The 25830-nt window shown below is 65.9% G+C and carries 25 protein-coding genes; 13 read left to right on the plus strand and 12 right to left on the minus strand.

Annotation, left to right across the window (positions count from 1 at the left end; genetic code table 11):
• Window positions 1–6 precede the first annotated feature (6 nt).
• A complete protein-coding gene (topA, locus tag AC1RQP_RS32655) occupies window positions 7–2793 on the minus strand; it encodes a type I DNA topoisomerase (protein ID WP_492941094.1) in 2787 nt (928 codons plus the stop codon).
• A gap of 323 nt (window positions 2794–3116) precedes the next feature.
• Between topA and AC1RQP_RS32660 the strand changes: the two genes are divergently transcribed.
• Window positions 3117–3260, plus strand: a complete 144-nt coding sequence (locus AC1RQP_RS32660; protein WP_225150133.1) for a hypothetical protein — start codon at window positions 3117–3119, stop codon at window positions 3258–3260.
• A gap of 215 nt (window positions 3261–3475) precedes the next feature.
• Here AC1RQP_RS32660 and AC1RQP_RS32665 read toward each other — a convergent pair whose 3' ends face one another.
• A complete protein-coding gene (locus tag AC1RQP_RS32665) occupies window positions 3476–3940 on the minus strand; it encodes a winged helix-turn-helix transcriptional regulator (RefSeq protein WP_492941096.1) in 465 nt (154 codons plus the stop codon).
• Between the two features lie 122 nt (window positions 3941–4062).
• Between AC1RQP_RS32665 and AC1RQP_RS32670 the strand changes: the two genes are divergently transcribed.
• Both AC1RQP_RS32670 and AC1RQP_RS32675 read left to right on the plus strand, forming a co-directional pair.
• Window positions 4063–4836 (plus strand): SDR family oxidoreductase, encoded by a 774-nt coding sequence (locus AC1RQP_RS32670; RefSeq protein ID WP_239624003.1) that lies wholly within the window; start codon window positions 4063–4065, stop codon window positions 4834–4836.
• A gap of 176 nt (window positions 4837–5012) precedes the next feature.
• On the plus strand, window positions 5013–5180 hold the full coding sequence (locus AC1RQP_RS32675; RefSeq protein WP_448031437.1) for a hypothetical protein: 168 nt from the start codon (window positions 5013–5015) through the stop codon (window positions 5178–5180).
• Window positions 5181–5256: 76 nt separating this feature from the next.
• Here the strand turns inward: AC1RQP_RS32675 and AC1RQP_RS32680 are convergent, their stop codons facing one another.
• Entirely contained in the window at window positions 5257–5865 is a 609-nt protein-coding gene (locus tag AC1RQP_RS32680) for an FMN-dependent NADH-azoreductase (protein ID WP_492941098.1), read from the minus strand.
• Window positions 5866–5948: 83 nt separating this feature from the next.
• On the opposite strand from AC1RQP_RS32680, the gene AC1RQP_RS32685 reads away from it, so the two are divergent.
• Window positions 5949–6395, plus strand: a complete 447-nt coding sequence (locus tag AC1RQP_RS32685; RefSeq protein ID WP_492941100.1) for a winged helix-turn-helix transcriptional regulator — start codon at window positions 5949–5951, stop codon at window positions 6393–6395.
• Here AC1RQP_RS32685 and dprA read toward each other — a convergent pair.
• Entirely contained in the window at window positions 6392–7534 is a 1143-nt protein-coding gene (dprA, locus tag AC1RQP_RS32690) for a DNA-processing protein DprA (protein ID WP_492941102.1), read from the minus strand. The two genes, AC1RQP_RS32685 and dprA, sit on opposite strands and share 4 nt — an antisense overlap.
• 91 nt (window positions 7535–7625) lie before the next feature.
• Here dprA and AC1RQP_RS32695 point away from each other — a divergent pair, with 91 nt between their 5' ends.
• From AC1RQP_RS32695 to AC1RQP_RS32705, 3 genes are all read left to right on the plus strand, one after another.
• Window positions 7626–8867: an amidase gene (locus AC1RQP_RS32695; RefSeq protein WP_492941104.1), complete on the plus strand. Its 1242-nt coding sequence runs from the start codon at window positions 7626–7628 to the stop codon at window positions 8865–8867.
• Window positions 8868–8936: 69 nt separating this feature from the next.
• Window positions 8937–9794 (plus strand): helix-turn-helix domain-containing protein, encoded by an 858-nt coding sequence (locus tag AC1RQP_RS32700; protein ID WP_239623990.1) that lies wholly within the window; start codon window positions 8937–8939, stop codon window positions 9792–9794.
• A 43-nt stretch (window positions 9795–9837) separates the two neighbouring features.
• A complete protein-coding gene (locus tag AC1RQP_RS32705) occupies window positions 9838–10440 on the plus strand; it encodes a cupin domain-containing protein (protein ID WP_492941106.1) in 603 nt (200 codons plus the stop codon).
• A 7-nt stretch (window positions 10441–10447) separates the two neighbouring features.
• On the opposite strand, the gene AC1RQP_RS32710 is transcribed toward AC1RQP_RS32705, so the two are convergent.
• The 4 genes from AC1RQP_RS32710 to AC1RQP_RS32725 form a co-directional block, all read right to left on the minus strand.
• Window positions 10448–11638 carry a patatin-like phospholipase family protein gene (locus tag AC1RQP_RS32710; RefSeq protein WP_492941108.1) on the minus strand — a complete coding sequence of 397 codons (1191 nt, stop codon included), beginning with the start codon at window positions 11636–11638 and terminating at the stop codon, window positions 10448–10450.
• Between the two features lie 217 nt (window positions 11639–11855).
• Window positions 11856–12452 carry a glycerol-3-phosphate 1-O-acyltransferase PlsY gene (gene plsY / locus AC1RQP_RS32715; RefSeq protein ID WP_492941110.1) on the minus strand — a complete coding sequence of 199 codons (597 nt, stop codon included), beginning with the start codon at window positions 12450–12452 and terminating at the stop codon, window positions 11856–11858.
• Between the two features lie 47 nt (window positions 12453–12499).
• Complete coding sequence (locus AC1RQP_RS32720; protein ID WP_492941163.1) at window positions 12500–13801, minus strand: dihydroorotase; 1302 nt, start codon at window positions 13799–13801, stop codon at window positions 12500–12502.
• A 5-nt stretch (window positions 13802–13806) separates the two neighbouring features.
• The gene (locus tag AC1RQP_RS32725; protein ID WP_239623982.1) at window positions 13807–14754 is read right to left on the minus strand and encodes an aspartate carbamoyltransferase catalytic subunit; all 948 of its coding nucleotides are present in this window, start codon (window positions 14752–14754) and stop codon (window positions 13807–13809) included.
• A gap of 229 nt (window positions 14755–14983) precedes the next feature.
• On the opposite strand from AC1RQP_RS32725, the gene AC1RQP_RS32730 reads away from it, so the two are divergent.
• The 3 genes from AC1RQP_RS32730 to AC1RQP_RS32740 all read left to right on the plus strand — a co-directional run bounded on the left by AC1RQP_RS32730 (window position 14984) and on the right by AC1RQP_RS32740 (window position 18284).
• The gene (locus AC1RQP_RS32730; protein ID WP_492941112.1) at window positions 14984–15709 is read left to right on the plus strand and encodes a M15 family metallopeptidase; all 726 of its coding nucleotides are present in this window, start codon (window positions 14984–14986) and stop codon (window positions 15707–15709) included.
• 20 nt (window positions 15710–15729) lie between these two features.
• Window positions 15730–17373: an isovaleryl-CoA dehydrogenase gene (locus AC1RQP_RS32735; protein WP_492941114.1), complete on the plus strand. Its 1644-nt coding sequence runs from the start codon at window positions 15730–15732 to the stop codon at window positions 17371–17373.
• Window positions 17374–17519: 146 nt separating this feature from the next.
• On the plus strand, window positions 17520–18284 hold the full coding sequence (locus AC1RQP_RS32740) for a CPBP family intramembrane glutamic endopeptidase (protein WP_239623977.1): 765 nt from the start codon (window positions 17520–17522) through the stop codon (window positions 18282–18284).
• A 45-nt stretch (window positions 18285–18329) separates the two neighbouring features.
• On the opposite strand, the gene AC1RQP_RS32745 is transcribed toward AC1RQP_RS32740, so the two are convergent.
• Both AC1RQP_RS32745 and ruvX read right to left on the minus strand, forming a co-directional pair.
• Window positions 18330–19250, minus strand: a complete 921-nt coding sequence (locus AC1RQP_RS32745; protein ID WP_492941116.1) for an AEC family transporter — start codon at window positions 19248–19250, stop codon at window positions 18330–18332.
• 3 nt (window positions 19251–19253) lie between these two features.
• Window positions 19254–19745: a Holliday junction resolvase RuvX gene (ruvX, locus tag AC1RQP_RS32750; protein ID WP_492941118.1), complete on the minus strand. Its 492-nt coding sequence runs from the start codon at window positions 19743–19745 to the stop codon at window positions 19254–19256.
• Window positions 19746–19790: 45 nt separating this feature from the next.
• Here ruvX and AC1RQP_RS32755 point away from each other — a divergent pair, with 45 nt between their 5' ends.
• Together AC1RQP_RS32755 and AC1RQP_RS32760 are read left to right on the plus strand one after the other, a co-directional pair.
• On the plus strand, window positions 19791–20018 hold the full coding sequence (locus tag AC1RQP_RS32755) for a hypothetical protein (protein ID WP_239623971.1): 228 nt from the start codon (window positions 19791–19793) through the stop codon (window positions 20016–20018).
• 271 nt (window positions 20019–20289) lie between these two features.
• Entirely contained in the window at window positions 20290–22536 is a 2247-nt protein-coding gene (locus tag AC1RQP_RS32760; RefSeq protein ID WP_492941120.1) for a DNA/RNA non-specific endonuclease, read from the plus strand.
• A 111-nt stretch (window positions 22537–22647) separates the two neighbouring features.
• On the opposite strand, the gene AC1RQP_RS32765 is transcribed toward AC1RQP_RS32760, so the two are convergent.
• Window positions 22648–23583 (minus strand): cyclase family protein, encoded by a 936-nt coding sequence (locus AC1RQP_RS32765; RefSeq protein WP_492941122.1) that lies wholly within the window; start codon window positions 23581–23583, stop codon window positions 22648–22650.
• Window positions 23584–23769: 186 nt separating this feature from the next.
• Window positions 23770–24660 carry a LysR family transcriptional regulator gene (locus AC1RQP_RS32770; protein WP_492941124.1) on the minus strand — a complete coding sequence of 297 codons (891 nt, stop codon included), beginning with the start codon at window positions 24658–24660 and terminating at the stop codon, window positions 23770–23772.
• A 99-nt stretch (window positions 24661–24759) separates the two neighbouring features.
• Here AC1RQP_RS32770 and AC1RQP_RS32775 point away from each other — a divergent pair, with 99 nt between their 5' ends.
• On the plus strand, window positions 24760–25803 hold the full coding sequence (locus tag AC1RQP_RS32775) for an NAD(P)H-dependent flavin oxidoreductase (RefSeq protein WP_492941126.1): 1044 nt from the start codon (window positions 24760–24762) through the stop codon (window positions 25801–25803).
• Window positions 25804–25830 lie beyond the last annotated feature (27 nt).

Consider the following 25830-nt stretch of genomic DNA (forward strand, 5'->3'; position numbering starts at 1 on the left):
TAGCCTCTAACTCTTGCCGGCACTCTTCTTGGCCGGAGTATTTGCAGGATTCTTGGGGGCGGCTGCCTTGGTCGGTGACGTCTTGGCAGTCGACGACACGGCGGCGCGCGCCTTGCTGGTAGATTCGGATTTGGTTTTGGCCGCGGCTTTCTTCGCGGCCGGCGTCTTCGGTTTCGGCGCGGCGTCTTCGCCGTCCGCTGTTTTCTCTGCAGTCTTCCTGGCCTTGGCCGGCTTGGCCGCTTTCTTCGCCGCCTTGGTGGTCTTGGCCTTGCCGCCGCCCTTGCCACCGCCCTTGGCGGCGCGCTCGTCGATCAGCGCGATCGCCTGCGGCAGGGTGATGGTATCCTTCTCGAACTCGGCCGGGATCGTCGCGTTGACGCCGCCGGCCGTGACATAGGCGCCGTAGCGGCCGCTCTTGACGGTGACGGTGCCGAGCGTCGGATGATCGCCGAGCGCCTTGCCGGGATCCGCGCCGAAGCGGCGGCTCGGGCCTTTGGCGACCTTTTCCGCGATCAACGTCACCGCGCGGTTGAGGCCGATGTCGAACACTTCGTCGCCGGCTTCCAGGCTGGCGTAGGTCTTCTCGTGCTTCACGAACGGCCCGAAGCGGCCGAGGCCGGCGACGATCGGCTGGCCGGTTTCCGGGTGCTTGCCGATCTCACGCGGCAGCGACAGCAACTTCAGCGCGAGCTCGAGGTCGACATCGCCGGGCGAGGTGCCCTTTGGGATGCCGGCGCGCTTGGGCTTCTCGCCTTCCGCATAATCCTTCTGCTCGCCGAGCTGGATGTAGGGCCCGAAGCGGCCGGCCTTGACCCAGACGTCGAAGCCGGTGTCGGGATCCTGGCCCAGCGAACGGTCGGCGGTCGCCTCGCTGTCGGCGGCGAGCTGACGGGTGTAGCGGCATTCCGGATAGTTCGAGCAGCCGACGAAGGCGCCGAACTTGCCGGCCTTGAGGTTCAGCCGGCCGGTGCCGCAGTTCGGGCACTGGCGGACGTCGCCGCCGTCGGCGCGCGGCGGATAGATGTGCGGCCCCAGCATCTCGTCGAGCACGTCGAGCACCTGCGCGACGCGCAAATCCTTGATGTCGTCGACGGCGCCGATGAAGTCGCGCCAGAAATCCTTGAGCACCTGCTGCCAGGAAATCTCGTTGTTGGAGATGCGGTCGAGCTGTTCTTCAAGGGCCGCGGTGAAATCGTATTCGACGTAGCGGCTGAAGAAGCTCTCCAGGAACGCGATCACGACGCGGCCCTTGTCCTCGCCGTGCAGGCGCTTCTTCTCCAGCTTGACGTAGCCGCGGTCCTTCAGGACTTGGAGGATCGAGGCATAGGTCGAGGGCCGGCCGATGCCGAGCTCTTCCATGCGCTTGACGAGGGATGCTTCCGAGAAGCGCGGCGGCGGCTCGGTGAAGTGCTGGGTGACGGACAGACTCTGCCGCTTCAGGGCGTCGTTCGGGCTCATCGCGGGCAGGCGGCGGGAATCCTCGTCTTCCTCGTCGTCGCGGCCTTCCTGGTAGAGCGCCAGGAAGCCGTCGAACTTGACGACCTGGCCGGTGGCGCGCAGCTCCAGCGTGCGGGAGCCTGCCTTCGCCACGATGTCGACCGTGGTGCGCTCGAGCTCGGCGGATTCCATCTGGCTCGCAATCGTTCGCTTCCAGATCAGCTCGTAGAGCTTCGCCTGATCGGCATCGAGCTTGCGGCTCAGGCTGTCGGGGCGGCGGGACAGGTCGGTCGGGCGGATCGCTTCGTGCGCTTCCTGGGCGTTCTTGGCCTTGGCCTGGTACTGGCGGGGCGCGTCGGGCACGTAGGCGTTGCCGTAATCCTCGCCGATCACCTTGCGCGCCTGGGTGATCGCGGACGGATCGATCTGCACGCCGTCGGTACGCATATAAGTAATGAGTCCGGTGGTCTCGCCGCCGATGTCGATGCCCTCATAAAGGCGCTGGGCGATGCGCATGGTGTGCGCCGGCGCAAAGCCGTATTTGCGGCTGGCTTCCTGCTGCAGCGTGGAGGTGGTGAAGGGCGCCTGCGGATTGCGCCGGGCCGGCTTGGCATCGACCGCGGTCACGGTGTAGCTGGCTGCCTCCAGCGCCTTCTTGAAGTCTTCGGCTTCGGCGCCGGTGCCGATGTCGAGACGCTGGATCTTCTTGCCGTCGGCGCCGACGAGGCGGGCCTCGAAGGTGTCGCCGCGGGGGGTGAGCAGGGTCGCGATCAGCGACCAGTATTCGCGCGGCACGAACTTCTCGATCTCGAGCTCGCGGTCGCAGACGAGGCGCAGCGCCACCGACTGCACGCGGCCGGCCGAGCGCGCGCCCGGCAGCTTGCGCCACAGCACGGGGGAGAGGGTGAAGCCGACCAGATAGTCGAGCGCGCGGCGCGCCATGTAGGCGTCGACCAGCGCGCCGTCGATCTGGCGCGGATGCTTCATCGCGTCGGAGACCGCCTGCTTGGTGATGGCGTTGAACACCACCCGCTCGATCTTCTGGTCCTTCAGCGCGCGCTTTTCCTTCAGCACCTCCAGCACGTGCCAGGAGATGGCCTCGCCCTCGCGATCAGGGTCGGTGGCGAGAATCAGGCGGTCGGCGCCCTTCAGGGACCTGGCGATCTCGTTGAGCCGGCCCGCCGCCTTGGGATCGACCTCCCAGATCATCTTGAAATTGGCATCGGGATCGACGGAGCCGTTCTTCGCGGGCAGGTCGCGGACATGGCCGAACGAGGCCAGAACCTCATAGGACGAGCCCAAATATTTGTTGATCGTCTTGGCTTTCGCCGGCGACTCCACGATGACGATATTCATGTAGTTCCAGTAACTTACGGGGAAATCTTGGGCCGAAAACGAAAGGACTCGGGTCGGCCGTTTCGACCCGAACATGGGTGGTGCGGCCTCCGCTGTCAAATCGAGGGGTGTTGAGAGCCGCCTCGATGGGAAAAGTTTCATATCGAGAAAGTTGCAGAATACCACCTTGGAGTTGCGGTCGATGTGGGCGTAATGTTGCTGTTGGGGCCATGGATTCGGGTGGGGTCTTGGTAACTAAGCCAAAGAAACGGAAGCGTGCCGCGTCGGGCGCGCGGGGAGGCTCGCGTCACGAGGAACCAGGGGAGGGCGGCGCGGACGAGGCGGTGGCCTTCATCGCCGAGCAGACCGGAGCATTGCGCAAGCTCGCCGAGCGCCACAAGCTCGACGTGCTGCATTATCTCCTGGGCATGACCAAGCTGGAGGCCGACGAGCATCTGCGGCTGCGGACCAAGCGCAAGCTGTCGTGAGCCTTGCGTCATTGTCAGTCCCGTCATCCTGAGGCGCGAGTGGCGCGATGCCAGGCATCGCGCCGGGAGCCTCGAAGGATGAACGGCCGAGATGCAGCCGCGCGGAGAAAGCCGGGCCGTCGCCCTTCGAGGCTCGCCGAAGAGGCGAGCACCTCAGGCTGACGGTGAGAAATTGGGGGCTCGCAATGACGCTGTGGCGGGCCACGCGTGCGCCGTCAAGCCGACCGCCGTCGCGCCGGCCGCGGCTTCAGCGTGGTGTCGGCGGGATTGAGCAGCCGCCCGTCCTCGGCGCGCATTTCCAGCTTCTTCACCGGGCGGCCTTTCGCACGATCGACCAGGATGGTCGCGATCTCCTCGGGGTGATCGTCGAACGCCTCGCTCCATTGCCGCAGTGCGACCAGGATCGGGAAGGTGCCGCGGCCCTTCGGCGTCAGCAGATATTCCTGATAGGCGCTGCCGTCGGAGGCGGGGGCGGTCTCGAGAATGCCGTGGTCGACCAGCGATCGCAGGCGGGCCGACAGGATGTTCTTGGCCATGCCGAGCCTGCTCTGGAATTCGCCGAAGCGGCGGACGCCGAACAGCGCCTCGCGGATGATCAGCAGCGACCACCAGTCGCCGAGCGCCTCCAGCGAGCGTGCGATCGGGCAGGAATCGCCCTCGAAGCTGGTTCGTTTAACCATCGCGGTCTGTCCTGTCGCATTCGCACGGCGCCGGCGCCGATCACGCGCTTGTGTGGTTGCATCATAAAACCATGTGCCCTAGATGGCAATCTAGTTTCATCATGCAACTACTGGAGGCGAGCGTGAGACTGAAGGACAAGACGGCATTGATTACGGGCGGCAACAGCGGCATCGGGCTTGCGACGGCAAAGCTGTTCGCGGCCGAAGGCGCCAAGGTGGTGATCACCGGGCGCAACAAGCAGACGCTGGAGGCTGCCGCGAAGGAACTCGGGCCGAACGCGCTCGCACTCGCCGCCGATGCCACCGACATCGCCGCGACCGAAGCCGCCATCAAGCAGGGCGGGGAAAAGTTCGGCAAGTTCGACATCGTGTTTGCCAATGCCGGCATCGCCGGCGGCACGCCGCTGGGCTCGGCGACGCCCGAAGTCTTCGAGAAGGTCATCAGCACCAATCTGACCGGCGTGTTCTTCACCGTGCAGTCGGCGCTGCCCTATCTCAACGACAATGCCTCGATCATCCTCAACGGTTCGGTGATCTCCGTGCTCGGCATTCCCGGTTACTCCGCTTACGGTGCCGCGAAGGCCGGCGTGCGGGCGATGGCGCGGATCATGGCCTCGGAGCTGTCGCCGCGCGGAATCCGCGTCAATGTCGTGGCGCCCGGCGCGATCCGCACCCCGATCTGGGGCCCCGCGACCGCGACGCCCGAAGCCGAGAAGGCGTTCGAGAAGCGGATCGCGCTATCGACGCCGCTCGGCCGCATCGGTGAAACGGATCACGTTGCGAAGACGGTGCTGTTCCTCGCCTCCGATGATTCCGCGCATGTCCAGGGCCAGGAAATCTTCGTCGATGGCGGCGCGGTGGCCTCCCCGAGCGGCGCGCCGATCTATCGCGGCTGATCAAACCAGGCGAAATCGAACTGGCCGGCGCAGTCTATGGGTTGCGCCGACCGGTTCCGACGTCTTGCGGGATCATTGACTGAACCTAACCTTTGCGCGCGGCGTTGAACCTTCGCGCGAGCTGGGAAGACCCTCTTATGGGGCGGGGCAGACTCATTATCTATAAGGAGTCTAGCATGCCGAAAGCAGCCCGCTTTTTCTCGTCGCTTTCATCGCCGCGCATCTTCACCGAAAGATCCGCCGTTCCGGCCAAGCGCTCCGACACGTCCGAGTTCGTCGCCATCGCGTTGTTTTCCGGCATCGGCCTGTTCGTCTCGCTCGTTGCCGTGATCCTGGGCATTTAGGGCGTCTGGTTCCAGCTTTGCAGATCGTGCAGCCGTCAGCCGCCGCATTTCGGCGGCGGCCGATCTCGGCGCGGCGTCAGGCCGCCCGCAGGCTGGTGGCCGCTTGAAGCGCGCCCGCGAGCGCTTTCTCGCGGTGATCCGGTCCGACCTGGATGCCGTCGGCGATGATGAATTCGGCATTGTAGATGCCCATGAAGCCGAACACGCCGCGCAGATAGCTTTCGAGATGCTCCAGCGCGGCGGCGGGCGAGCCCGCGCCGTAATAGCCGCCGCGCGAGATCGCGACGATCACGCGCTTGCCGCCGGCGAGCCCCTCCGGCCCGGCCGCGCCATATTTAAAAGTCTTCCCCACCACCATGATGCGGTCGATCCAGGCCTTGAGCTGGCTCGGAATGGTGAAGTTGTACATGGGGGCACCGACGACGACGACGTCGGCGCCCAGGAACTCGTCCAGCACGGCCGCGCTTGCGGCAAGATCGGGCGCGAGTTCCGCCGGCGCGGGGGCGCCTTGCGCGGCCGCGAGATGCGAGCCGGAGAGATGGGCAAGCGGGGTCTGGGTCAGGTCGCGATAGGTTACGTCGAGACCGGGCGTCGCCTGCCGGAGCCGGTCGACGATGGCGGCGGAGACCTGCCGGCTGACGGAGTGGGGGCCGAGGACGCTGGAGTCGATGTGGAGCAGTTTCATTTGGGGTCACCCTGGTATAGGTTTGTAACCAGCGCTACATGAGTGACTGTCGAAATCCTCGCAAGAACGCACTTTTTTGAGCCATGGGCACATCATTGAAACCTGAGAACACCGATTTGCCTGCTCCGCCGAGGCCAAATCCAAGGCCAAATCAGCGTCCCGATCCAATGCCGGATCCCAACCATGCGGACTGCCGTGGGGTCGCCTCCATCCTGTCCCGCGTCGGCGACAAATGGAGCGTGTTCGTCATCATGATGCTCAGCGACGGGCCGAAGCGCTTCAACGAGCTGAAGCGAATGATCAACGGCATCTCGCAGCGGATGCTGACCTTGACGCTGCGCGGCCTCGAGCGCGACGGCCTCGTCACGCGCACGATCTTCCCGACCATCCCGCCCCGCGTCGATTACGAGCTCACCGATCTCGGCCGCGGTCTTCAGCAGCCGGTGAAGGCCCTCGGCGAGTGGGCGATCGAGCACCAGGCGCAGATCGCGGCCGCGCGCACGCGGTTTGACGAGCGCAACGACGGCTAAAGCAGCGAGACCAACCCGCCACCGTGGCGCTCGAGCCTGCCGGCGAGTTCGAGCTCCAGCAGCACCGTGCGCACGATCGCAGGCGAGGCGCCGGACATCCGCACGAGATCATCGATCGTAACAGGCGCCGGACCGAGCAGGTTGGTGATCTGGTCGCGGTCATGGCCCTGCGGATCGCTCTCGAACGGCTCGCTGTCGGGCTCGCCTGCGGGATGCATCAGCGGCCGCTCCATGATCGGCTGAACCGCGTTGATGATGTCGGCGGCCTCGGTGACGAGCGTCGCGCCCTGCTTGATCAGATCGTTGGCGCCTGCCGCGCGCGGATCGAGCGGCGAGCCGGGCACCGCGAACACCTCGCGCCCCTCTTCAGCCGCCATGCGCGCGGTGATCAGCGAGCCCGAGCGGTGCGCCGCTTCCACCACGACGACGCCGAGCGAGGCGCCCGAGATCAGCCGGTTGCGGCGGGGGAAGTCGCGCGCGCGTGGCTCGTGGCCGAGCGGCATCTCGGAGATCGCAGCGCCGGCGTGACCGAGGATCGCGGCGAGCAGATCGCCATGCTCGGGCGGATAGATGCAATCATGCCCGCCGGCCAGCACCGCGATCGTGCCGCTCTCGACGCTGGCGCGATGCGCGGCCTGATCGACGCCGCGGGCGAGGCCCGAGATGACGACGAAGCCGGCCTCGCCGAGTTCGCGCGCGAGCTGGCCGGCGAACTTCAAGCCGGCGCCCGAGGCGTTGCGCGAGCCGACGATGGCGATCATCGGCCGCGTCAAGGTTTTCGTGTCGCCGCGCACGGCGAGCAGCGGCGGCGCATCGTCGATCATCGCCAGCCGCGCCGGATAGCCGTCCTCGCCGGGCGCCAGCCAGGCGATGCCGAACTTGCGGCTTGCGGCAAGCTCGGCCTTCGCTTCATCGGCACTACAGATGCGACCCGTTCGCTGCGCACCGCCGCGGCGGGCGAGATCCGGCAGTCGCTCCAGCGCTAGCCGCGCGGTGCCGAAATGATCGACCAGCGAACGGAAGGTGCGCGGCCCGACATTGTCGGAGCGGATCAGCCGCAGGCGGTCGATCCTGTCAGGCTCGGTCAGCTCCACGCTGGGATTGATGGCGTCCACGGTGTCTCCTTGCAGGGACAGCATGGAACAACCTGAGGGCGTTGCGCAACAGTCACCTGCGCTTGCGCGACCTTGCTGCGATGCTAAAAGCGATCCCAATAAGAAGGGTTTTGCCATGATCTCACTTGCCGACCTCCAGCGCCGCATCGAAGCGGGCGAGCTTTCGCCTGACGCCGCCATCGCGCAATCGCATGCGGCGATCGAAGCCAAGGAGAAGGACGTCCACGCCTTCGTCCGCCACGACAAATCGGCGAAGGCGCAAGGCTCCGGGCCGCTGCGCGGCATCGCGGTTGGCATCAAGGACATCATCGACACCGCCAACATGCCGACCGAGATGGGCTCGGAGATCTACCGCGGCTGGCAGCCGCGCGCCGATGCGCCGGTCGTGATGATGCTGAAGCGGGCAGGGGCCACCATCATAGGCAAGACCACCACGACCGCGTTCGCCTCGCGCGATCCGACGCCGACGCGCAATCCCCACAATACAGGTCATTCGCCGGGCGGATCCTCCTCGGGCTCGGCGGCGGCCGTCGGCGCCGGGATGATCCCGCTGGCGCTGGGCACCCAGACCGGCGGCTCGGTGATCCGGCCCGCTGCCTATTGCGGGACGGCCGCGATCAAGCCGTCGTTCCGGATGCTGCCGACGGTCGGTGTGAAATGCTACTCGTGGGCGCTCGACACCGTCGGCCTGTTCGGCGCGCGCGCTGAGGATCTCGCGCGTGGGCTGCTCGCGATGACGGGGCGCACGGAGTTCTCCGGCATCGTCGCGGCGAAATCGCCGCGGATCGGCGTGGTCAGGCAGGAATTCGCGGGCGCCGTGGAGCCGGCGGCCGAGCAGGGGCTGCAAGCTGCCATCAAGGCGGCCGAGCGCGCCGGTGCCAGCGTGCAGACCATCGATCTGCCCGAGGCGGTGCAGGAAGCCTGGCGCATCCATCCTGTCATTCAGGATTTCGAGGCGCATCGCGCGCTGGCCTGGGAGTTTTCCGAGCGTCACGACGAGATCGCGCCGATGCTGCGCGCCAGTCTCGATGCGACGGCGGGACTGACGCCGAAGGAATATGACGAGGCGCGCCGGGTCAGCCGTCGCGGCCGCCGCGAGCTAGGCGAGCTGTTCGAGGGTGTCGACGTGCTCTTGACCTATTCGGCGCCGGGCACGGCGCCGGCCAAGGAGCTCGCGACCACAGGCGATCCTCGCTACAACCGGCTCTGGACGCTGATGGGCAATCCTTGCGTCAACGTGCCTGTCCTCAAGGTCGGCGGCCTGCCGATCGGTGTGCAGGTGATCGCCCGCTTCGGCAACGATCCGCTCGCGCTTGCGACGGCGTGGTTCCTGGAGAACGCGCTGGCGCGGGCGTGAGCGTGCCCTCAACTGTATGTAAACGCGGCGGAGGCAACTGCGCCGCCGCTCGGACGACCAACTGAATTCATGGCTCTTCCGCACCGACAGGGTCCGCGCGGCCCACAATTCTTCGCTGCGAGCGAAAGTCTCGGCGAGATCGTCGAGGCGCTTTGTGATGTCGATCTCGCGGATGCCGCGACCGCCTGCGCGCGAACGATCAAGGTGCTACCGGCGACGTCGCCGGTGCTGATCGTGCACTATCGATCGCCAATGGCCTCGCAACGCGGAGTCTACAAGCGCACCGTCAAAGGCATGCACACGCGCGCGGCGGCGCTGAAGCCGAGTGGTCCGGTCGGTGTCGTGCTGGTGCGGTTGAAGCCCGAGGCGGCCGATCGCGTGCTCGGGGTCAAGCCTGCCGAGCTGCTCGATGCCAGCGTCGAAATCTCAGATATCTTCGGCGACAACGCTGCTGCATGTCTTGAAGAACGCCTCGCCGGGGCTGGCAGCGCGGCTGCGCGCGTGACTTGCATGCAGGGCTTTCTCGAGCAGAGGCGGAGGCCGTCACGGCTCGATCCGCTGGTTGCACAGGCGATGCGGGCTATCAGGCGGAATCCGGCGATCTCGATGCGCGGGCTCGCCGATTGCCTCGATGTCGGCGAACGCAGCCTTCAGCGCCGCTTCAAGACCGAGACCGGTGCGAGCGCGAAGCGGTTCGCACGGATCGAGCGGATGCTGCAGGCGATCGCCGCGCGCCGGTCCGGCGCCGATTGGGCCGATGTCGCGCATGCATGCGGGTTCACCGACCAGGCGCATCTGATCCGCGACTTTCGCACTTTCGCAGGAAGCTCGCCGGAGGTGTTCTGCCGGCGTGTTGCGGCCGACAGAGTGCAGGGGTGGAATGACGAACTCGCCTCGTCGGATTTTTACAATACGTTCGTTGCCTAGGCCGCTACCAGCGCGTCTCCAGACTTCGCAAGGAGACGCAAACATGTCGACAGAGTTCGCCCGCGGCACTCGGCTGCGCAATGCCTTCAACAAGGAGACGTTCGTCTTCTCCGGACTGCTCGACAACCGTGACGTCGCACGTTTCGGTGTGATCCTCGAAAAGGGCGGCTCGGGCGGCGGCAACGCGCTCGTACACGTGCATCCCGGCGCGGACGAGCAGTTTGCAGTGAAGAGTGGACGCATCAAGGTCGTCGTCGACGGGCGTGAGCAGTTGGTGGACGCCGGCGGCAGCGTCACCGTGCCCCGCGGCAGACCGCATTATTTCGCCAATGCGGGCGACGGTAACGCCGAGTTCGAGGTCTCGTTCATGCCGGCGCAGCAGCATCTGCGCTTCTTCGCCAATTTCGCAACGCTCACGGTGAAGCAGCCCAAATGGTTCTCCAGCGCTGGCGATCCCAACTTCCTGCTGATCGCGCTGGTGCTGCACACCTATCGCGATCACATGTATCTTGCTGGCGTACCGATCTGGCTGCAAAAACTGCTGTTCGCCGTGTTTGCGCCGATGGCGCGCCTTGCCGGCTACCGGTTGGCGATCGAGCCGCTCAGCGAGGCGGCTACGTCCGGAACGTCAGGCTTTGCGGCGTAGGCGAGGATCAGACCAGTGCCAGCTCGGCTCGCGAGGGTGCGGCGTCCTGTGTTGCGCCCGCACCTTGCCCGAGCCAGCGCTCGGCGGCTGCGCGGCCGCTTCGGTGCAGCAGGCGAATGAAGCCCCGGCCGAGATCGGTCGATGAGCGTTGCGCCAGACCATCAACGGAGTCTTCCGCCGCGATCCTGGTGAGCCGCAGCGGAGAGGCCATGTGCGACTGCGCCCATTCGATCGCCGCGATCTCGGCATTGAGGGCGGCGTTGGCCACGATCTGGTCGAGCCTGCGGTCGATCGCGGCGAGCGTGATCGGCACATAGCCGTCGCGCGTCGGCGTGACCTGGACGAGCAGCAGATCCGTCGCCACCGTTTCCTGGACCAGCCGCAGCAGCGGCGGATTGCCGCCGAAGCCGCCGTCCCAATAGGCCTCGCCGTCGATCTCGACCGCGCAGTGAACCAGCGGCGGACAGGTCGAGGCCAGCGCGACGTCCGCGGTGATGGCGTCGTTGGCGAAGATCTGCTGCTGCCCGTCGCGGATCCGCGTCGCCGCGATCAGCAGCTTCGGGCATCGCGGGTCGCGCAAGATGGAAAAGTTGATGTCGCGCGCCAGCGCCTGCCGCAGCGGGTCGAGATCGAACGGATCGAACTGACCGGAGCGCAGCGTCGGGCCGAACGCGACCGAGCTTCCCGCCGGCGAAAAGCCGCCGACCAGCATCAGCGAGCGGAACGAGGCCTCGTGCATCAGTCGGACCCAGAACCGGTTCAGCCGGCTGCGGGCGCCTTCACGGCCGCCTTCGGCAAGGCCGCAGGCCAGCAGCAGCGCATTGATGGCGCCGGCGCTGGCGCCGCTGACGGTGTCGATCGCAATTTCGGGCTCTTCCAGCAGCCGCTCCAGCACGCCCCAGGTGAAGGCGGCAAAGGTGCCGCCGCCCTGGAGCGCCAGCGAGAGTCTTCGCGGCGGCCATTGGCCGGAACGCGCCTGCGGGCGCGCGACCGGTGCAGCCTTGGGGACCACGACGTCGCGGGGAGCGTCGGCTTGCCCGACGGGCGCAGGCTGCGGCACTTGCGGCGAAACGGGCGCGGGGGCGGGCGGCGGCGCATCGGACCAGATATTGGTCGCCGAGAGCAGCCGGCTTGCCGCGCTGCCGGAAGCACTGAACGAACCAACCCCGTTATGTGCGCCGACAATCATCTCGCTCATTCTGAGCAACCGCGTAACGCCGTTTCCTGTGTCAGGATGACAGGCATGGAACCCGTTCGCTACTGTCTGCACCGAGCGGTGCGGAAGTTGCGAACAGGATTTGGCGTATAATGCGGAGGGTGTGCGGCGATATCCGTACTTTTTCCGGCTTCAGATTCTTTGTTTGACGCGTTTTCTTGACGCGAACCGGCATCCACTTCGCTCGAAAACGCTCTAGCTAGGCCTTCTCGCCGATCCGGCTTTCCTTGCCGGTTTGCAGGCGCCGGATGTTCTCGCGATGCGCGTAGAACAAGAGCAGCGTCAGCACCGCCGTCAGCGCCGACAATGCGAGGTGGCCGAACCACCACAGGAACATCGGCGTGATGAACGCCGCCACCAGCGCGGAGAGCGAGGAATAGCGGGTGGTGAAGGCGGTCGCCAGCCACAGCACGCAGAACACGACGGCGCCCGGCCAGAACAGGCCAAGCAGGATGCCGATATAGACGGCGACGCCCTTGCCGCCCTTGAACTTGAGCCAGACCGGGAAGAGGTGGCCGAGGAAGGCGCCGAGCCCGGCCACCATGGCGGCATTGGGTCCTGCGATGTAGCCGGCGATCACCACGGCCACGGTGCCCTTGAGCGCATCGAACAGCAGGGTGCCCGCGGCAAGGCTCTTGCGTCCCGTGCGCAGCACATTGGTGGCGCCGATGCTGCCGGAGCCGATCGAACGGATATCCTGGGTGCCCGCGAGCCTGGTCAGGATCAGCCCGAACGGAATCGAGCCGAGGAGATAGCCGATGACGAAGGCCACCGGCAAAAATGCTTCAAGCCCCATGACGGCAGCTCCAAAGGCAGGATTCGCGTGTCGAACGATCGCGTATGTCAGACATGCTCGTAGACCGTCCGGCCGCCGACAATGGTGCGCACCACGCGGCCTGTAAAGCGGGCCTCGTCGAACGGGGTGTTCTTGCAGGGGGACTTGAGGTCGGCGGGATCGACCACCCAGGGCGTATCGGGATCGATCACGATGACGTCGGCGGGGCTCCCGGCGCGCAGGGTTCCGCCTGGCAGCCCGAGCAGCTCGGCCGGACGGGTCGACATCGCCCGGATCAGCGTCTTCAGCTCCAGTTCGCCATTATGCACCAGCCGCAGGCCGGCCGGCAGCATGGTCTCGAGCCCGATGGCGCCGGGCGCGGCTTCCGCGAACGGCAGGCGCTTGACCTCGACGTCCTGCGGATTGTGGTCGGACATGATGACGTCGAGGAGGCCGGAGGCGATCGCCGCCACCAGCGCGCGGCGGTCGTCCTCGGTCCGCAGCGGCGGCGACAGCTTCAGGAAGGATCGATAGGGGCCGATGTCGTTCTCGTTCAGCGCCAGATGGTTGATCGAGACCGAGGCGCTGACGGCGAGCCCGGCGTCGCGGGCGCGCTGGAGGATGTCGAGGGAGTCGATGCAGGTCAGCGAGGCCGCATGGTAGCGGCCGCCGGTGAGCGCGACGAGGCGCAGGTCGCGCTCCAGCATCACGGCTTCGGCGGCATTGGGGATGCCCATCAGGCCAAGTCGGGTCGCGAACTCGCCCTCGTTCATCACGCCTTCGCCGACGAGGTTGGGGTCCTCGGTGTGATGCACGATCAGCGCGTCGAAGTCGCGGGCGTAGGTCAGCGCGCGTCGCATGACCTGGGCGTTGGTCACGCTCTTGTCGCCGTCGCTGAAGGCAACCGCGCCGGCCGCTTTCAGGAGGCCGAACTCGGTCATCTCCTCGCCGTGCATGCCCTTGGTCAGCGCCGCCATCGGCTGGATGTTGACGATCGCGGTGTCGCGGGCGCGGCGCATCACGAAGTCGACGGTTGCCGAATTGTCGATGACGGGAGAGGTGGCCGGCTGGCAGATGATGGTGGTGATGCCGCCCGTCGCGGCGGCCTGGCTTGCGGAGGCAAAGGTCTCGCGATGGCTGAGGCCGGGCTCGCCGACGAAGGCGCGCATGTCGATCAGGCCCGGCGCCACGATCTTGCCGGAGCAGTTGACGATGTCGGTGCCCTCGGGGACGCCGGCCGCGCCGATGCCGCGGCGCGTCTCGCGGATGGTGCCGTCCGCAATGAGAACGTCGCCGACGCCGTCGAAATCCCTGCTGGGATCGACGACGCGGGCATTGGCGAGCAGGATGGGGCGGCGATCGGTCAACATCAGCATCACGCGTTCGGCAGGTTGCGGGCGAGCGCTTCCAGTACGGCCATGCGCACGGCGACGCCCATCTCCACCTGTTCGCGGATCAGGGACTGGGCGCCGTCGGCCACGATCGAGTCGATCTCCACGCCGCGGTTCATCGGACCTGGATGCATCACGAGGGCATCCGGCTTGGCGTAGGCGAGCTTCTTCTGGTCGAGCCCGAAATAATGGAAATATTCCGATGACGAGGGCACGAAGGAGCCGTTCATGCGCTCGCGCTGGAGCCGCAGCATCATGACGATGTCGGCGCCTTCCAGGCCCTCGCGCATGTCGCGCATGACCTCGACGCCCATCCGCTCGATGCCGGTCGGCAGCAGCGTGGAAGGGCCGACGACGCGGACGCGGGCGCCCATGGTGTTGAGCAGGATGATGTTGGAGCGGGCCACGCGCGAATGCAGCACGTCGCCGCAGATCGCGACCACGAGGCCTTCGAGCCGGCCCTTGTTGCGGCGGATGGTGAGCGCGTCGAGCAGCGCCTGCGTCGGATGCTCGTGCGCGCCGTCGCCGGCATTGATCACGGAACCGTCAACCTTGCGCGCCAGCAGTTCCACCGCGCCGGAGGCGTGATGGCGCACCACCAGGATGTCCGGGTGCATCGCGTTCAGCGTCACGGCGGTGTCGATCAGGGTCTCGCCCTTGCGGATCGAGGACGAGGACACCGACATGTTCATGACGTCGGCGCCGAGCCGCTTGCCGGCGAGCTCGAACGAGGACTGGGTCCGGGTGGAAGCCTCGAAGAAGAGGTTCACCTGCGTCCGTCCACGCAGGACGGTGCGCTTCTTGTCTACCTGGCGGTTGACCTCGACATATTCTTCGGACAGGTCGAGGAGGCCGCTGATGTCGGCGGCAGAAAGGCCCTCGATGCCCAGCAAATGCCGGTGGCCGAGGACGAAGGTCGATTTCGATGTCATTAAAAGCAGAGCTATAGGGGGGGATGGCGGGGGGAGCAAGGGGCAAACGATGGGATGGGAGTTATCCCCTGATCTGTCGATGGTGGCTCATCACCGTCATGCCCGGGCTTGTCCCGGGCATCCACGTTCTTGCACGCTCGCCGCAAAAGGGGCGTGGATGGCCGGGACAAGCCCGGCCATGACGATGCGGAGGCATCTCGTGAAGTCAATTCCAATTGCGGCCATAGCCATGGCGATAACCATAATCTCACCGGCCCACGCTCAATCTCTCCCCGGCGGCTTCGTGTACCTGCGCGACATCGATCCCAGCATCATCCAGGACATCCGCTACGCCACATCGAACAATTTCGTCGGCTGTCCGCTCGCCGGCTACGGCGCCGGCGAATGCGTGGTGAAGCGCGAGGTGGGGCTGCGGCTGAAGGCGGTCCAGCAGGAACTGGCCGCGCAGAACCTGTCGCTGAAAATGTTCGACTGCTACCGGCCGGCGCGGGCCTCGCTCGACATGGTGAAATGGTCGCAGAACGGTCATGAGACGGCGGCCGAGCGGCGCTACAACCCGAACATTCCCAAGACCGAGCTGTTCCGCCTCGGCTACATTGCGAGCCGCTCGCAGCATTCCACGGGTGCAGCGCTCGATCTCACGCTGGTCGATCTCAAGGCCGACAATTCGGGCAGCTACGACCCGTCGAAGACCTATGCCGACTGCACGGCGCCGGTCGCGATGCGCGCGCCGGAGGGCAGCGTCGACATGGGCACAGGCTACGACTGTACCGACGTGAAGGGACATACCGCTGTAACGTCGATCAATCCGGAGCAACGCACCTGGCGCAAGCGGCTGGTCGCTGCGATGGCCAGGCAAGGCTTTGTGAACTATTCGAAGGAGTGGTGGCATTTTTCCCTGCCGGGGGCAGGCGGGGCGGCCTATGATTTCCCGATCCAGCCGCGCCGGAACTGATCACGCGCCGAGGAAACCTGATGACCCAGCCGAGCTTTGCGACCCATGAGGTCTTCAACCAGTCGCCGCCGTTCGAGGAGGTCGACCTGTTCGCGGTGGACCTTCCGCTGGTCGAAGCGGTCAGGGCCAATGGCGGGGCCAAGGCGGAGCGGGAGCTGTCGGAGTTCGGCAAGCAATGGGGCTCGGCGGCGATGGCCGATCGCGGCCGCCTCGCGAACGAGAACACGCCGAAGCTGCGCAGCTTCGATGCCAAGGGCAATCGCCGCGACCAGGTCGAGTTTCATCCCGCCTATCACGAGCTGATGGCGCACAGTGCGCATGCGGGCGTGCACAATTCGACCTGGACGGCGGACGGAAGGCCAGCGGGCGATGCCGCCGAGGTCATTCGTGCCGCGAAATTCTATATCGCCGCGCAAGTCGAGACCGGCCATCTCTGTCCGATCACGATGACGCGCGCCTCCGTGGGTGCGCTGGCGATGCAGCCCGACTTGCTCGCCCGAGTGATGCCGGTGCTGTCGACGAAGAGCTATGATCCCACCTTTGCGCCGTGGTGGCAGAAGCGCGGCATGACGCTCGGCATGGGCATGACCGAGAAGCAGGGCGGCACCGACGTGCGCGCCAACATGACGCGCGCCGTGCGTGACGGGGACGGCTATCGCATCACCGGTCACAAATGGTTCATGTCGGCGCCGATGTGCGATGCGTTCCTGGTGCTGGCGCAGGCAGATGGCGGGCTGACCTGCTTCTTCATGCCGCGCTTCGCGCCTGACGGCTCTGTCAACGCCATCCAGTTCCAGCGGCTGAAGGACAAGCTCGGCAATCGCTCCAATGCCTCGTCCGAGGTCGAGTTCGCCGGCGCCTACGCGGAAGCGGTCGGCGAGGAGGGCAAGGGCATCCGCACCATCATCCAGATGGTGCAGCTGACGCGGCAGGATTGCGCGATTGCGTCCGTCGGCCTGATGCGCTCGGGGCTCGCACATGCGCTGCATCACGCGCGGCACCGCAGCGTGTTCCAGAAGCATCTTGCCGATCAGCCCCTGATGCAGGCGGTGCTGTCGGATATGGCGCTGCATGTCGAGGCCAGCACGGCCCTGGTGATGCGGCTCTGCCGCGCCTTCGACCGCACGCCGCATGATGCGGCGGAGGCGGCCTATATGCGGCTGTTGACGCCCGCGATCAAATACTGGACCTGCAAGAGCGCGCCGCCGTTCCTCTACGAGGCGATGGAGTGCCTCGGCGGCAATGGCTATGTCGAGGACGGCATCCTGGCCCGCCACTATCGGGAGTCGCCGGTCAACGCGATCTGGGAAGGCTCGGGCAACGTCATGTGCCTCGACGTGCTCCGCGCGCTCTCGCGCGAGCCGGAGGCGGCGATGGCGGTGCTGCAATCGCTGGCGGCCGAGACCAAGGGCCTGCCGGGGGCCGGTGAGGCGGCCACCTTCATCGGCAAGACCTTCCGCCGCGCCGACGGCGAGCGCGTCGCGCGCCTTGCCGTCGAGAAGCTGGCGCTGCTTGCCGCGGCTGCGGCGCTCAACGGCGTGTCGCCGCACAATGCCGAATTGTTCGCGGCAACGCGTCTCGCGGCCAATCACGCCAGCATGTACGGCGCGGTGGAGCTGGACAGCGGCGAGGTGCGCGCGCTGCTGGAACGGGCGCTGCCGTGAGGAGTGTCCACCTCAACCTCTCGTCATGGCCGGGCTTGTCCCGGCCATCCACGTCTTGCTGTGCGGCACGAAGAACGTGGATGCCCGGGACAAGCCCGGGCATGATGACCTCTCGATAGTTTGCGCGACCTAACGAAAGCCTCCTGATGGACTCCCTCAATCCCGACCATCCGCCGCTGACCGATACGTCTGCGCCACCACGTGTCTGGATGTTCTGGGGCACGGCGCTGTGGGGCGTCTTCATCTTCGTCGCGATGTTCGTCGGGCAGATCGGCGCCGTCGTTCTGCTGGCGGCGCAGCGCGGTCTTCCGATGGACCTCTCTTCGCTCCAGCTCATCGGCCGCGAGCCCCAGACGCTCGCGCTGTCGGTCATCATGGGACTGCCGGCGACGCTTGGTGCGGTTTGGATCGCCATTCGCATCAAGAAGGCGTCCTTCGTCGATTATCTCGCGCTGCATTGGCCTTCCTGGAAGCAGTTGCTGTTCGGCGCCGTCGGCCTCATCCTGATCGTGCTGGTGTGGGAGACGATGTCGCGCGCGCTGGGGCGCGAGGCGACGCCGGGCTTCATGACCGATCTGTTGAAATCGGGACGCGACAAGGGCGCTGCCCTGTTGCTCCTGTTCGCCTTCAGCGTGGCCGCGCCGATGTCGGAAGAGATTCTGGCGCGGGGCTTCCTCTATCGCGGCTGGTCGGCGAGCTTCCTGCGCGTGCCCGGCGCGATCCTGCTGTCGTCGCTGATCTGGACGGTCGTGCACCTGCAATACGACCTGTACTTCCTCACCGAAGTCCTCGCCATCGGCCTGTGGTTCGGCTACATGCGCTATCGCTCCGGCTCGCTCTGGCTCACCATCGTGCTCCACGCGCTGAACAATCTGACCGCGGTGGTGCTGACGATGTGGCTGGGGAGCTAGGCCTCATACTCCGTCATTGCGAGCCCCGCGAAGCAATCCGGAATCCTAGGCCAGCGCGATCGCGATCGGCATCGTGATTGCCGCCAGGATCGTTTGCAGCGTGATGATCTGCGCCAGCAACGGCGCGTCGCCGCCCATCTGGCGGGCCAGCACATAGGCGCTGGGCGAGGTCGGCACGGCCGCGCAGATCGCGACGATCGCGAGGCTGTTGCCGGTGATGCCGAACCAGGCCGCGAGCCCCAGCGCGAGCGCAGGCATCAGCACCAGCTTCAGGCCGACGCCGATGGCTGCGCCCAGGCTGGGACGCAACAGGCCTTTCAGATGCAACCCCGCGCCGGTGACGAGCAGGCCGATGGCGAGCGAGGACCGGCTCAGCGCGTCCGCCACCTCGTGCCAGATTTTCGGCAGCGGCAGGTGCATCAGATTGACGGCAAGGCCGATCGCGCAGGCCCAGATCAGTGGATTGCGGATCACCGTCATGGCGATGGCGCGCGGGGGTCGCTTCTCCTGTGCGGCGTAACGAGCGAGCACCGAGACGCTGAACACGTTGACCAGCGGGATGATCGCGACCATGGCCACGGAGGCGAGCGCCAGCCCGAGATCGCCGAACATGTTGGCGGCGATCGACAGCGCAACGAAGGTCTGCCAGCGCGTCGCGCCCTGAAAGATCGAGGTGAAGGCGGGGCCGTCGATGCCGAGCCGCGACAGCGCCGGCCGCAGCGCGAGACAGAGCAGCGACATCGCCAGCGCCGACAGCAGCAGCGCGCCGCCGACGCCGGCGACCGGCACCCTGGAGAGGTCGGCCTTGACCAGGGTCTGGATCAGCAGCATCGGAAACAGCACGAAATAGGTCAGCTGCTCCAGCCCGTGCCATTGCGTGTCGAGACGCATCAGGCTGTGCTTCAGCACGACACCGAGCACGATGAGGATGAAGACCGGCAGCAGCGCCGCGACCACGACCGGCATGGATCAGTCCGTCCCCGGCGCCGCGCGCAGATTTGCCAGACGGTCGAGCGCGCCCTGCAGGATGAAGATGGCGGCATGCTCGTCGATCACCTCGGCGCGTTTGGCGCGGCTGACGTCCATGCCGATCAGCTCGCGCTCGACCGCCGCCGTCGAGAGGCGCTCGTCCCAGAGACCGATGGGCAGCTGGGTCAGTCCTGCGAGATTGCGGGCGAAGGCGCGGGTGGATTGCGCGCGCGGGCCCTCGCTGCCGTCCATGTTGATGGGCAGGCCGAGCACGAAGCCGACCACCTTGCGCTCGATCGCGATCGCGAGCAGCCGGGCGGCGTCCTGCTTGAATGCCTTGCGGGCGATGGTCTCGACGCCGGTCGCGAGCCGACGATCGGGGTCGGACACGGCAACGCCGATGGTCTTGGTGCCGAGATCGAGCCCGACCAGCGCGCCGCGCGCGGGCCAGTGGGTTGCAGCATCGACGAGGGACAGGATAAGAGCCGGCATGGCGTAGCGCATATCACGCGTTACGCAGCGGAGTGAACCCGGAAGATGGACGTGCTGACATTATTCGGCCTGTTCGCCGTCACGGCGATGCTGGTCACCTACGCCCTGGAGGATCGCAGCCACTGGTTCGTGCTGCTGTTCGCCGCATCCTGCGCGCTCGGCTCGGTCTACGGTTTTCTCCAGGGCGCCTGGCCGTTCGGGCTGGTCGAGGCGATCTGGTCCGTCGTGGCGCTGCGGCGGTGGCACCTGAAGGCGACAGCAAGAAGCGTGTGAGAATGGCCACGCACAAATGCAACGATCATTTGTGGCGAATCTCACACGGGCGACGTCGCAGGCCATGGCATGATGTCGCGTCCTCGGCAGCGCACGTCGATTGACGCTCTGGTTGCCGAGCGATAGAAATATAGGCCTAAGGTAGTGCGGGGCGCGTGCCCCGATTTTCAGAATGATCGGCAGCGACCGGCAGTCCGGTCCGCGCTGCAGCCTTGGCGCAGATTTTCAGGCGCCGACCACGTCCAATACTCGCCCTTGATTTTGAGAGGTCATGATGCTCATCAAGCCAAGCCTGATCGCGGGCTCAGAAAGGCGATTCAAGCAAGCCGAGTTCTCACCCGATGCCTTGAACAAAAAACTCGGCGACGGTCCGATCGAGATGACCGTCGAGAAGATGCGCCTGCGCCAGCGTCAGCTTCTGGCCGAGACGCACGACATGCAAACGGCCGAGATCGGCCTGGAGCGGATCATCCAGGGCAATGATCTCGACAGCATCAATTATCTCGCCAAGGGGACCGCCGCCGCGCGCTCGGTCTGCCGTATTCAGCTCAGGGATCTCAAGTCGAATCTCCTCGGCTATGGCTCCGGCTTTCTGATCGGGCCCGGCCTGCTGCTGACGAACCATCACGTCTTCGGCCGGCCGGCCGACGCAGCCCATTCGATCGCCGATTTCAACTACGAATTGGACGCTTCGGGACAGGAGCGTGTGCCGGTGAGGTTCGGATTCGAGCCGCGCAGGTTCTTCTACACCAATGACCGGCTGGATTTCTCGGTCGTTGCGGTGGCGCCGACCTCGCTGTCAGGCCACGAGGAACTCGAGGATTGGGGATGGCTGCCGCTCAGTGGCGCGCCCGGCAAGGCGGACCCGGGAGAGTATCTCACCATCGTCCAGCATCCCAGCGGGCAGATGAAGCAGGTCTGCGTCCGCGAGAACAAGCTGCTCAAATATGTCGGCGACTTCCTCTGGTACAATACCGATACGACGGCCGGATCGTCGGGGTCGCCGGCGTTCAACCGCTTCTGGCAGGTGGTCGCGTTGCACCACAGCGGTGTTCCCCGGAAGAATGCGCAGGGTCGCACCCTGACCAAGGACGGCAAGGTGTGGAGGCCGTCGATGGACGAATCCTCGATCGACTGGATCGCCAACGAAGGCATCCGGATCAGCGCGATCGTCGCCGATCTCAAGGTGGCCGTCGGCTCTCACCCTCTGATCAGGCCGGTGCTGGACGAGATGGACCCGCCGAGCCCGCACGAAATCGAGCGAGCCTTGCGGCCGCCGGTTGACGCAACTCCGTACGGCGCCAGTGTCTGGGTCGAGCAATCCGTCGACGGCACGTCTCTGGTGGTCCCGATCCGCGTGCCGCTGCCGATGTTCAGGAAGGAGATTCCTCTGGCTCCAACGGCGCCGCTACCGAGCCCGGCGGGAGGTCATGGCAATGGCCGGACGCCGAACGGCGGCACGGACGGCGGCAAGCGCAACGGCGGCACGCCATTGATTGCGCCGCCGACCGGCCTGTTGCCTCACATCAGTGCGAGGAACGGCCTGCCGATGGAGGCCGTGCATATCGATCAGAGCACGCTGAAATCGCGTCCAGGATACAAGGCGAATTTTCTGGGCACCGGCAAGTTCTCCGTCCCGTTGCCGAAGATTCCGGCCGCCCTCAAGTCCAGGATCGCGATGCTCAAGGGCCGCTCCAGGCAATCCGAGCTGAAATATTTCAACTACAGCGTCGTCATCAACAAGGAGCGGAGGCTCGCCTTCTTCAGCTGCGTCAATATCGACGGCGGCAAGCAACAGGACGTCGGCAAGCGTGAAGGTGATTCCTGGCTGCGCGATCCGCGCATCGACGAGGATGCCCAGATCGGCGACGAGTTCTACCGCAAGCAGGCCACTTTCGAGGCGGACCGCAGCAAGAATCCGTTCGACCGCGGTCATCTGGTGCGCCGCCTCGATGCGACCTGGGGCGACACCGTCGCCGCGGCCAAGCAGCATGGCGACGATTCCTTCCATTTCACCAATTGCTCGCCGCAGTTCTTCTCGTTCAACCAGGGCAAGCAGCTCTGGGCAGGACTGGAGGATTACACGCGCGATGTCCTGCTCGAAGGTGAGGAGAAGGGCATCGTCATGAACGGCCCGGTGTTCGATGGGCCGGATGCCCAGGAATCCGATCTGCCCAATCCGGCCGGCCGGCCGCACAAGGATCCGAGCTTCGGCGGCGTTCAAATTCCGAAGTATTTCTGGAAGATCCTGATCCGACGCAACGACGATGACGACGCTCTCAAGGCGGCGGCGTTCCTGATGAGCCAGCGAAAGCAGGTGATGGAGATCGACCGAATCCAGGAGGCGGACCTGCTCGAGCGGATGTCCGAGGAGGATGTCAGCGTCTTCCAGGTCTCGATCGCGGACCTGACGAAACTGACCAAGCTCGACTTCGGCAATCTCACTGATGCGGATTCGCACGAGGCGACCTCGGTCGGCCCGCGGCGGATCGAATCCTATGAGGACATCCGAATCTAGGACCCAGGTTCTTGGAGTGGGGACCGACGCGGCTTTCGGGTGAGGGGAGCGGTGTGCTCTGTCGAGACACTGACGGCCCTCACCCGGAGCGCTTGCGATGCAGGCCGCGCGTCAGCGGATCGCGATCGGGTTGATCATCGCCTGCACGCCGCCGGTCCAGCGCGGCTGTCCCAGCACGAACAGGAATTCATAGCCCTTGTCCCGGGCGAGCGCGGCGGTATCCATGTTTTCGAGGATGTAGGTCCCGTTCATCGCGAGCAGGATCTGGTGCACCTCGAACACGTTCTTGGATTCGAACGGCAGCACCTCGAGCCCCCAGGTGTCGGCACCGACCGCGACGACACCCTTGCCAGTCAGATATTTTGCACCCTCGACGCCGAGGCCGGGCTCGCCGGCCGAATAGCGCTTGTCGTCCTTACCCATCAGGCTGAGCCAGCCGGTGTGAAAGATGACGACGTCGCCCTGGCGGATCTCGACGTTCTGCTGCTTGGCGGCCTCCTCGATCTCCTTGACGTTGAAGGCGGTCCCTTCCTTCACCACGTCGGTCTTGAAATAGGCGGCCATGTCGAGCAGGACGCCGCGGGTGACCATCGGCGGCACCTTCTCGATGCCGAGCTTCTTCAACCCGGTCGGATCGGCGAAATCGGCGAGCTTGTTGCCGTTGTAATAGACGTGCTCGACGCCGAGATGGCCGAGCCCGTCGAGCTGGCTGCCGATGCCGACCCAGCTGTCGAGGATGTCATCGTTGTAGGTGGCCTTGTTCGGACCAAGCCCCGCGATGCCGGCCTGTCCCGGCTGCACCACCGTGATCTTGTAGGTGCGCGGCGGATAGGCGGGCGTCTGCGACGTGACGGGAATGCCGAGGGCGTAGGTCTTGCCGGTCTTCACCAGCGATGCCGCCTTCACCACGAGCTCGGGCGTCATGTAGTTGGCGGCGCCGATCTCGTCGTTCGGCCCCCATTTCGATTTGGTCCAGTCCTGTGCGCTTGCAGTTCCTGATGTCGCCGACAACACAGCGACACAGCACAACACGAGCGTATTGCGCATCGATAGTCCTCCCGATGTTCTTGCCGATGTTTGGCTTCGTTATGGTTTTGCGCTGGCCAGTCAGTCATCCTAACGTAGAATGATCGCGGGCTTCAAAGCTTTTTGATGTGCTGCGTTGCCGCGGAAGGCAGCGTGGAAACGCGATGGATTTGTGACGAATTTCGTGGAGTGGAACGCTGCGTCGCGTCAGGCCGCGATGACGTCGTCGTCCTTCTTCAGGCAGTCGGCAAAGCCGCTCAGCGCGCTGGTTTGATGGCCTGCGCGGCGGTGGATGAACAATGTCTCGACGCGCGCGTGCGCCGGGCTCAGCGCGTGGATCGCGATGCTGCCGTTCATCGCGCTGCGCTCGACGACCGCGCGCGGCAGCAACGTTACGCCCATGTCGGCGGCGACACAGCCGATCATGCCGTCGAGCGTGCCGAGCTCGAAGCGCGCGGCAGACGGCCAGCCGAACTCGACGAACACTTGTTCGAGCCGCTGGCGGTAGGTGCAGCCGGTGCGGAAAACCAGCGCGGTCGGCCCGGACTCCGGCGTTCCCGCGCGCAGCTCGGCCATCGAGGCCCAGCGCCGTGCGCTGACCAGCACCAGCTCCTCGCGGAAGGCGCTCGTCGCGATGAGATCGGCGTGCGTGATGGGACCCGCGACGAAGGCGCCGTCGAGCGAGCCTTCAAGCACGCCGGTGACGAGGTCGGCCGTCGGCGCGGTACGCAAGGAAAGGCGCACGGCGGGGAAGCGGCGGTGGAAGTCGGCGAGCAGCGGCGGCAGGCGCACGGCCGCCGTCGTCTCCATCGATCCGATCGCGAGCGGTCCTTTTGGCGCGCCATCGTCGCGTGCGGCGAGCAAGGCTTCGCGCGACAGCGCCGCCATCCTTTGTGCGTAGGGGAGAAGGCGCTTGCCGGCACCCGTCAGCGTCATGCCGCGGCTGTGGCGCTCGAACAGCGCCGTGCCGATCTCCGCCTCCAGCGCCTTCACGCGCTGGGTGACGTTCGACTGCACCGTGTTGAGCTCTTCGGCGGCGCGGGTGATGCCGCCCGTGCGGGCGACGACGGTGAAGGTCTGGAGATCGCTGAGTTCCATGGCGTCGTTCCGATTTCGAGATGGCAGCGTTCGCAACAATTCATTTCTGGAGAATGCTAGTCGCGCCTAGTCTCGCTGTCCAGAGATCGGGGAGAAGCCATGCCGATGACGATGTCGCTGACCACGCTGCTGGAGATCGCGCATCCGATCTTGCTGGCGCCGATGGATGTCGTCGCCGGCAGCCGCCTGGTCGCGGCTGTGAGCCGCGCCGGCGGGTTCGGAATTCTCGGCGGTGGCTATGGCGAGCGAGCGTGGCTGGAGCAGGAGACTGCGAAGCTCGCCGAACTGCGTGCGCCGTTCGGGATCGGCTTCATCACGTGGAGCCTCGCCAAGCGGCCCGAGCTTCTCGACATCGCGCTCGGCGTGAAGCCATCGGCGATCATGCTGTCGTTCGGCGATCCCGTGCCGTTCGCACCCAGGATCAAGTCCGCCGGCGCACGCCTGATCTGCCAGGTCCAGGACGAGGCGATGGCGCGACAGGCGCTCGATGCCGGCGCCGATGTCCTGATCGCGCAGGGAACGGAGGCGGGAGGTCATGGTGCCTCACGCACCACCCTCGATCTCGTGCCGGCGATCGTCGATCTCGCCGCCGGCCGCGTGCCGGTGGTTGCGGCCGGCGGCATCGCGGACGGGCGTGGGCTCGCCGCCATGATGATGCTGGGCGCAAGCGGCGTGCTGCTCGGCACGCGCTTCTATGCGAGCCAGGAGGCCGACGGCGCGGAGGAGGCCAAGCGGCGGATCTGCGCAGCAAACAGCGGCTCGACCGTGCGCGGCATCATCTTCGATCTCTCGCGTAACAATGTCTGGCCGGCGCCGTTCACCGGCCGGTGCCTGATCAATGATCACGCCCGGCGCTGGATCGGCCGCGAGGTCGAGCTGATGCAGAATGTCGCCGCAGTTGCGGTGGACTATGCCGCGGCGAAAGCGGCCGGCAATTTCGATGTCGCGGCCGTGATCGCGGGCGAGGCGGTCGGGCTGATTCATGATATTCCCCCGGCGGCCGAGATCGTCGAGCGGATCGCGGGCGAGGCGGAGCAATTGCTGGAAGGAAGACGCAATTCGGTGAACGGTGCCTTCCCTTCTCCCCTTGTGGGAGAAGGTGGCGCGAAGCGCCGGATGAGGGGTATCTCTCCGCAAACTTAGCATGGTGATTGAGGAGAAATACCCCTC

This window comes from Bradyrhizobium sp. GW821-FHT13H06 (genome assembly GCF_058803975.1).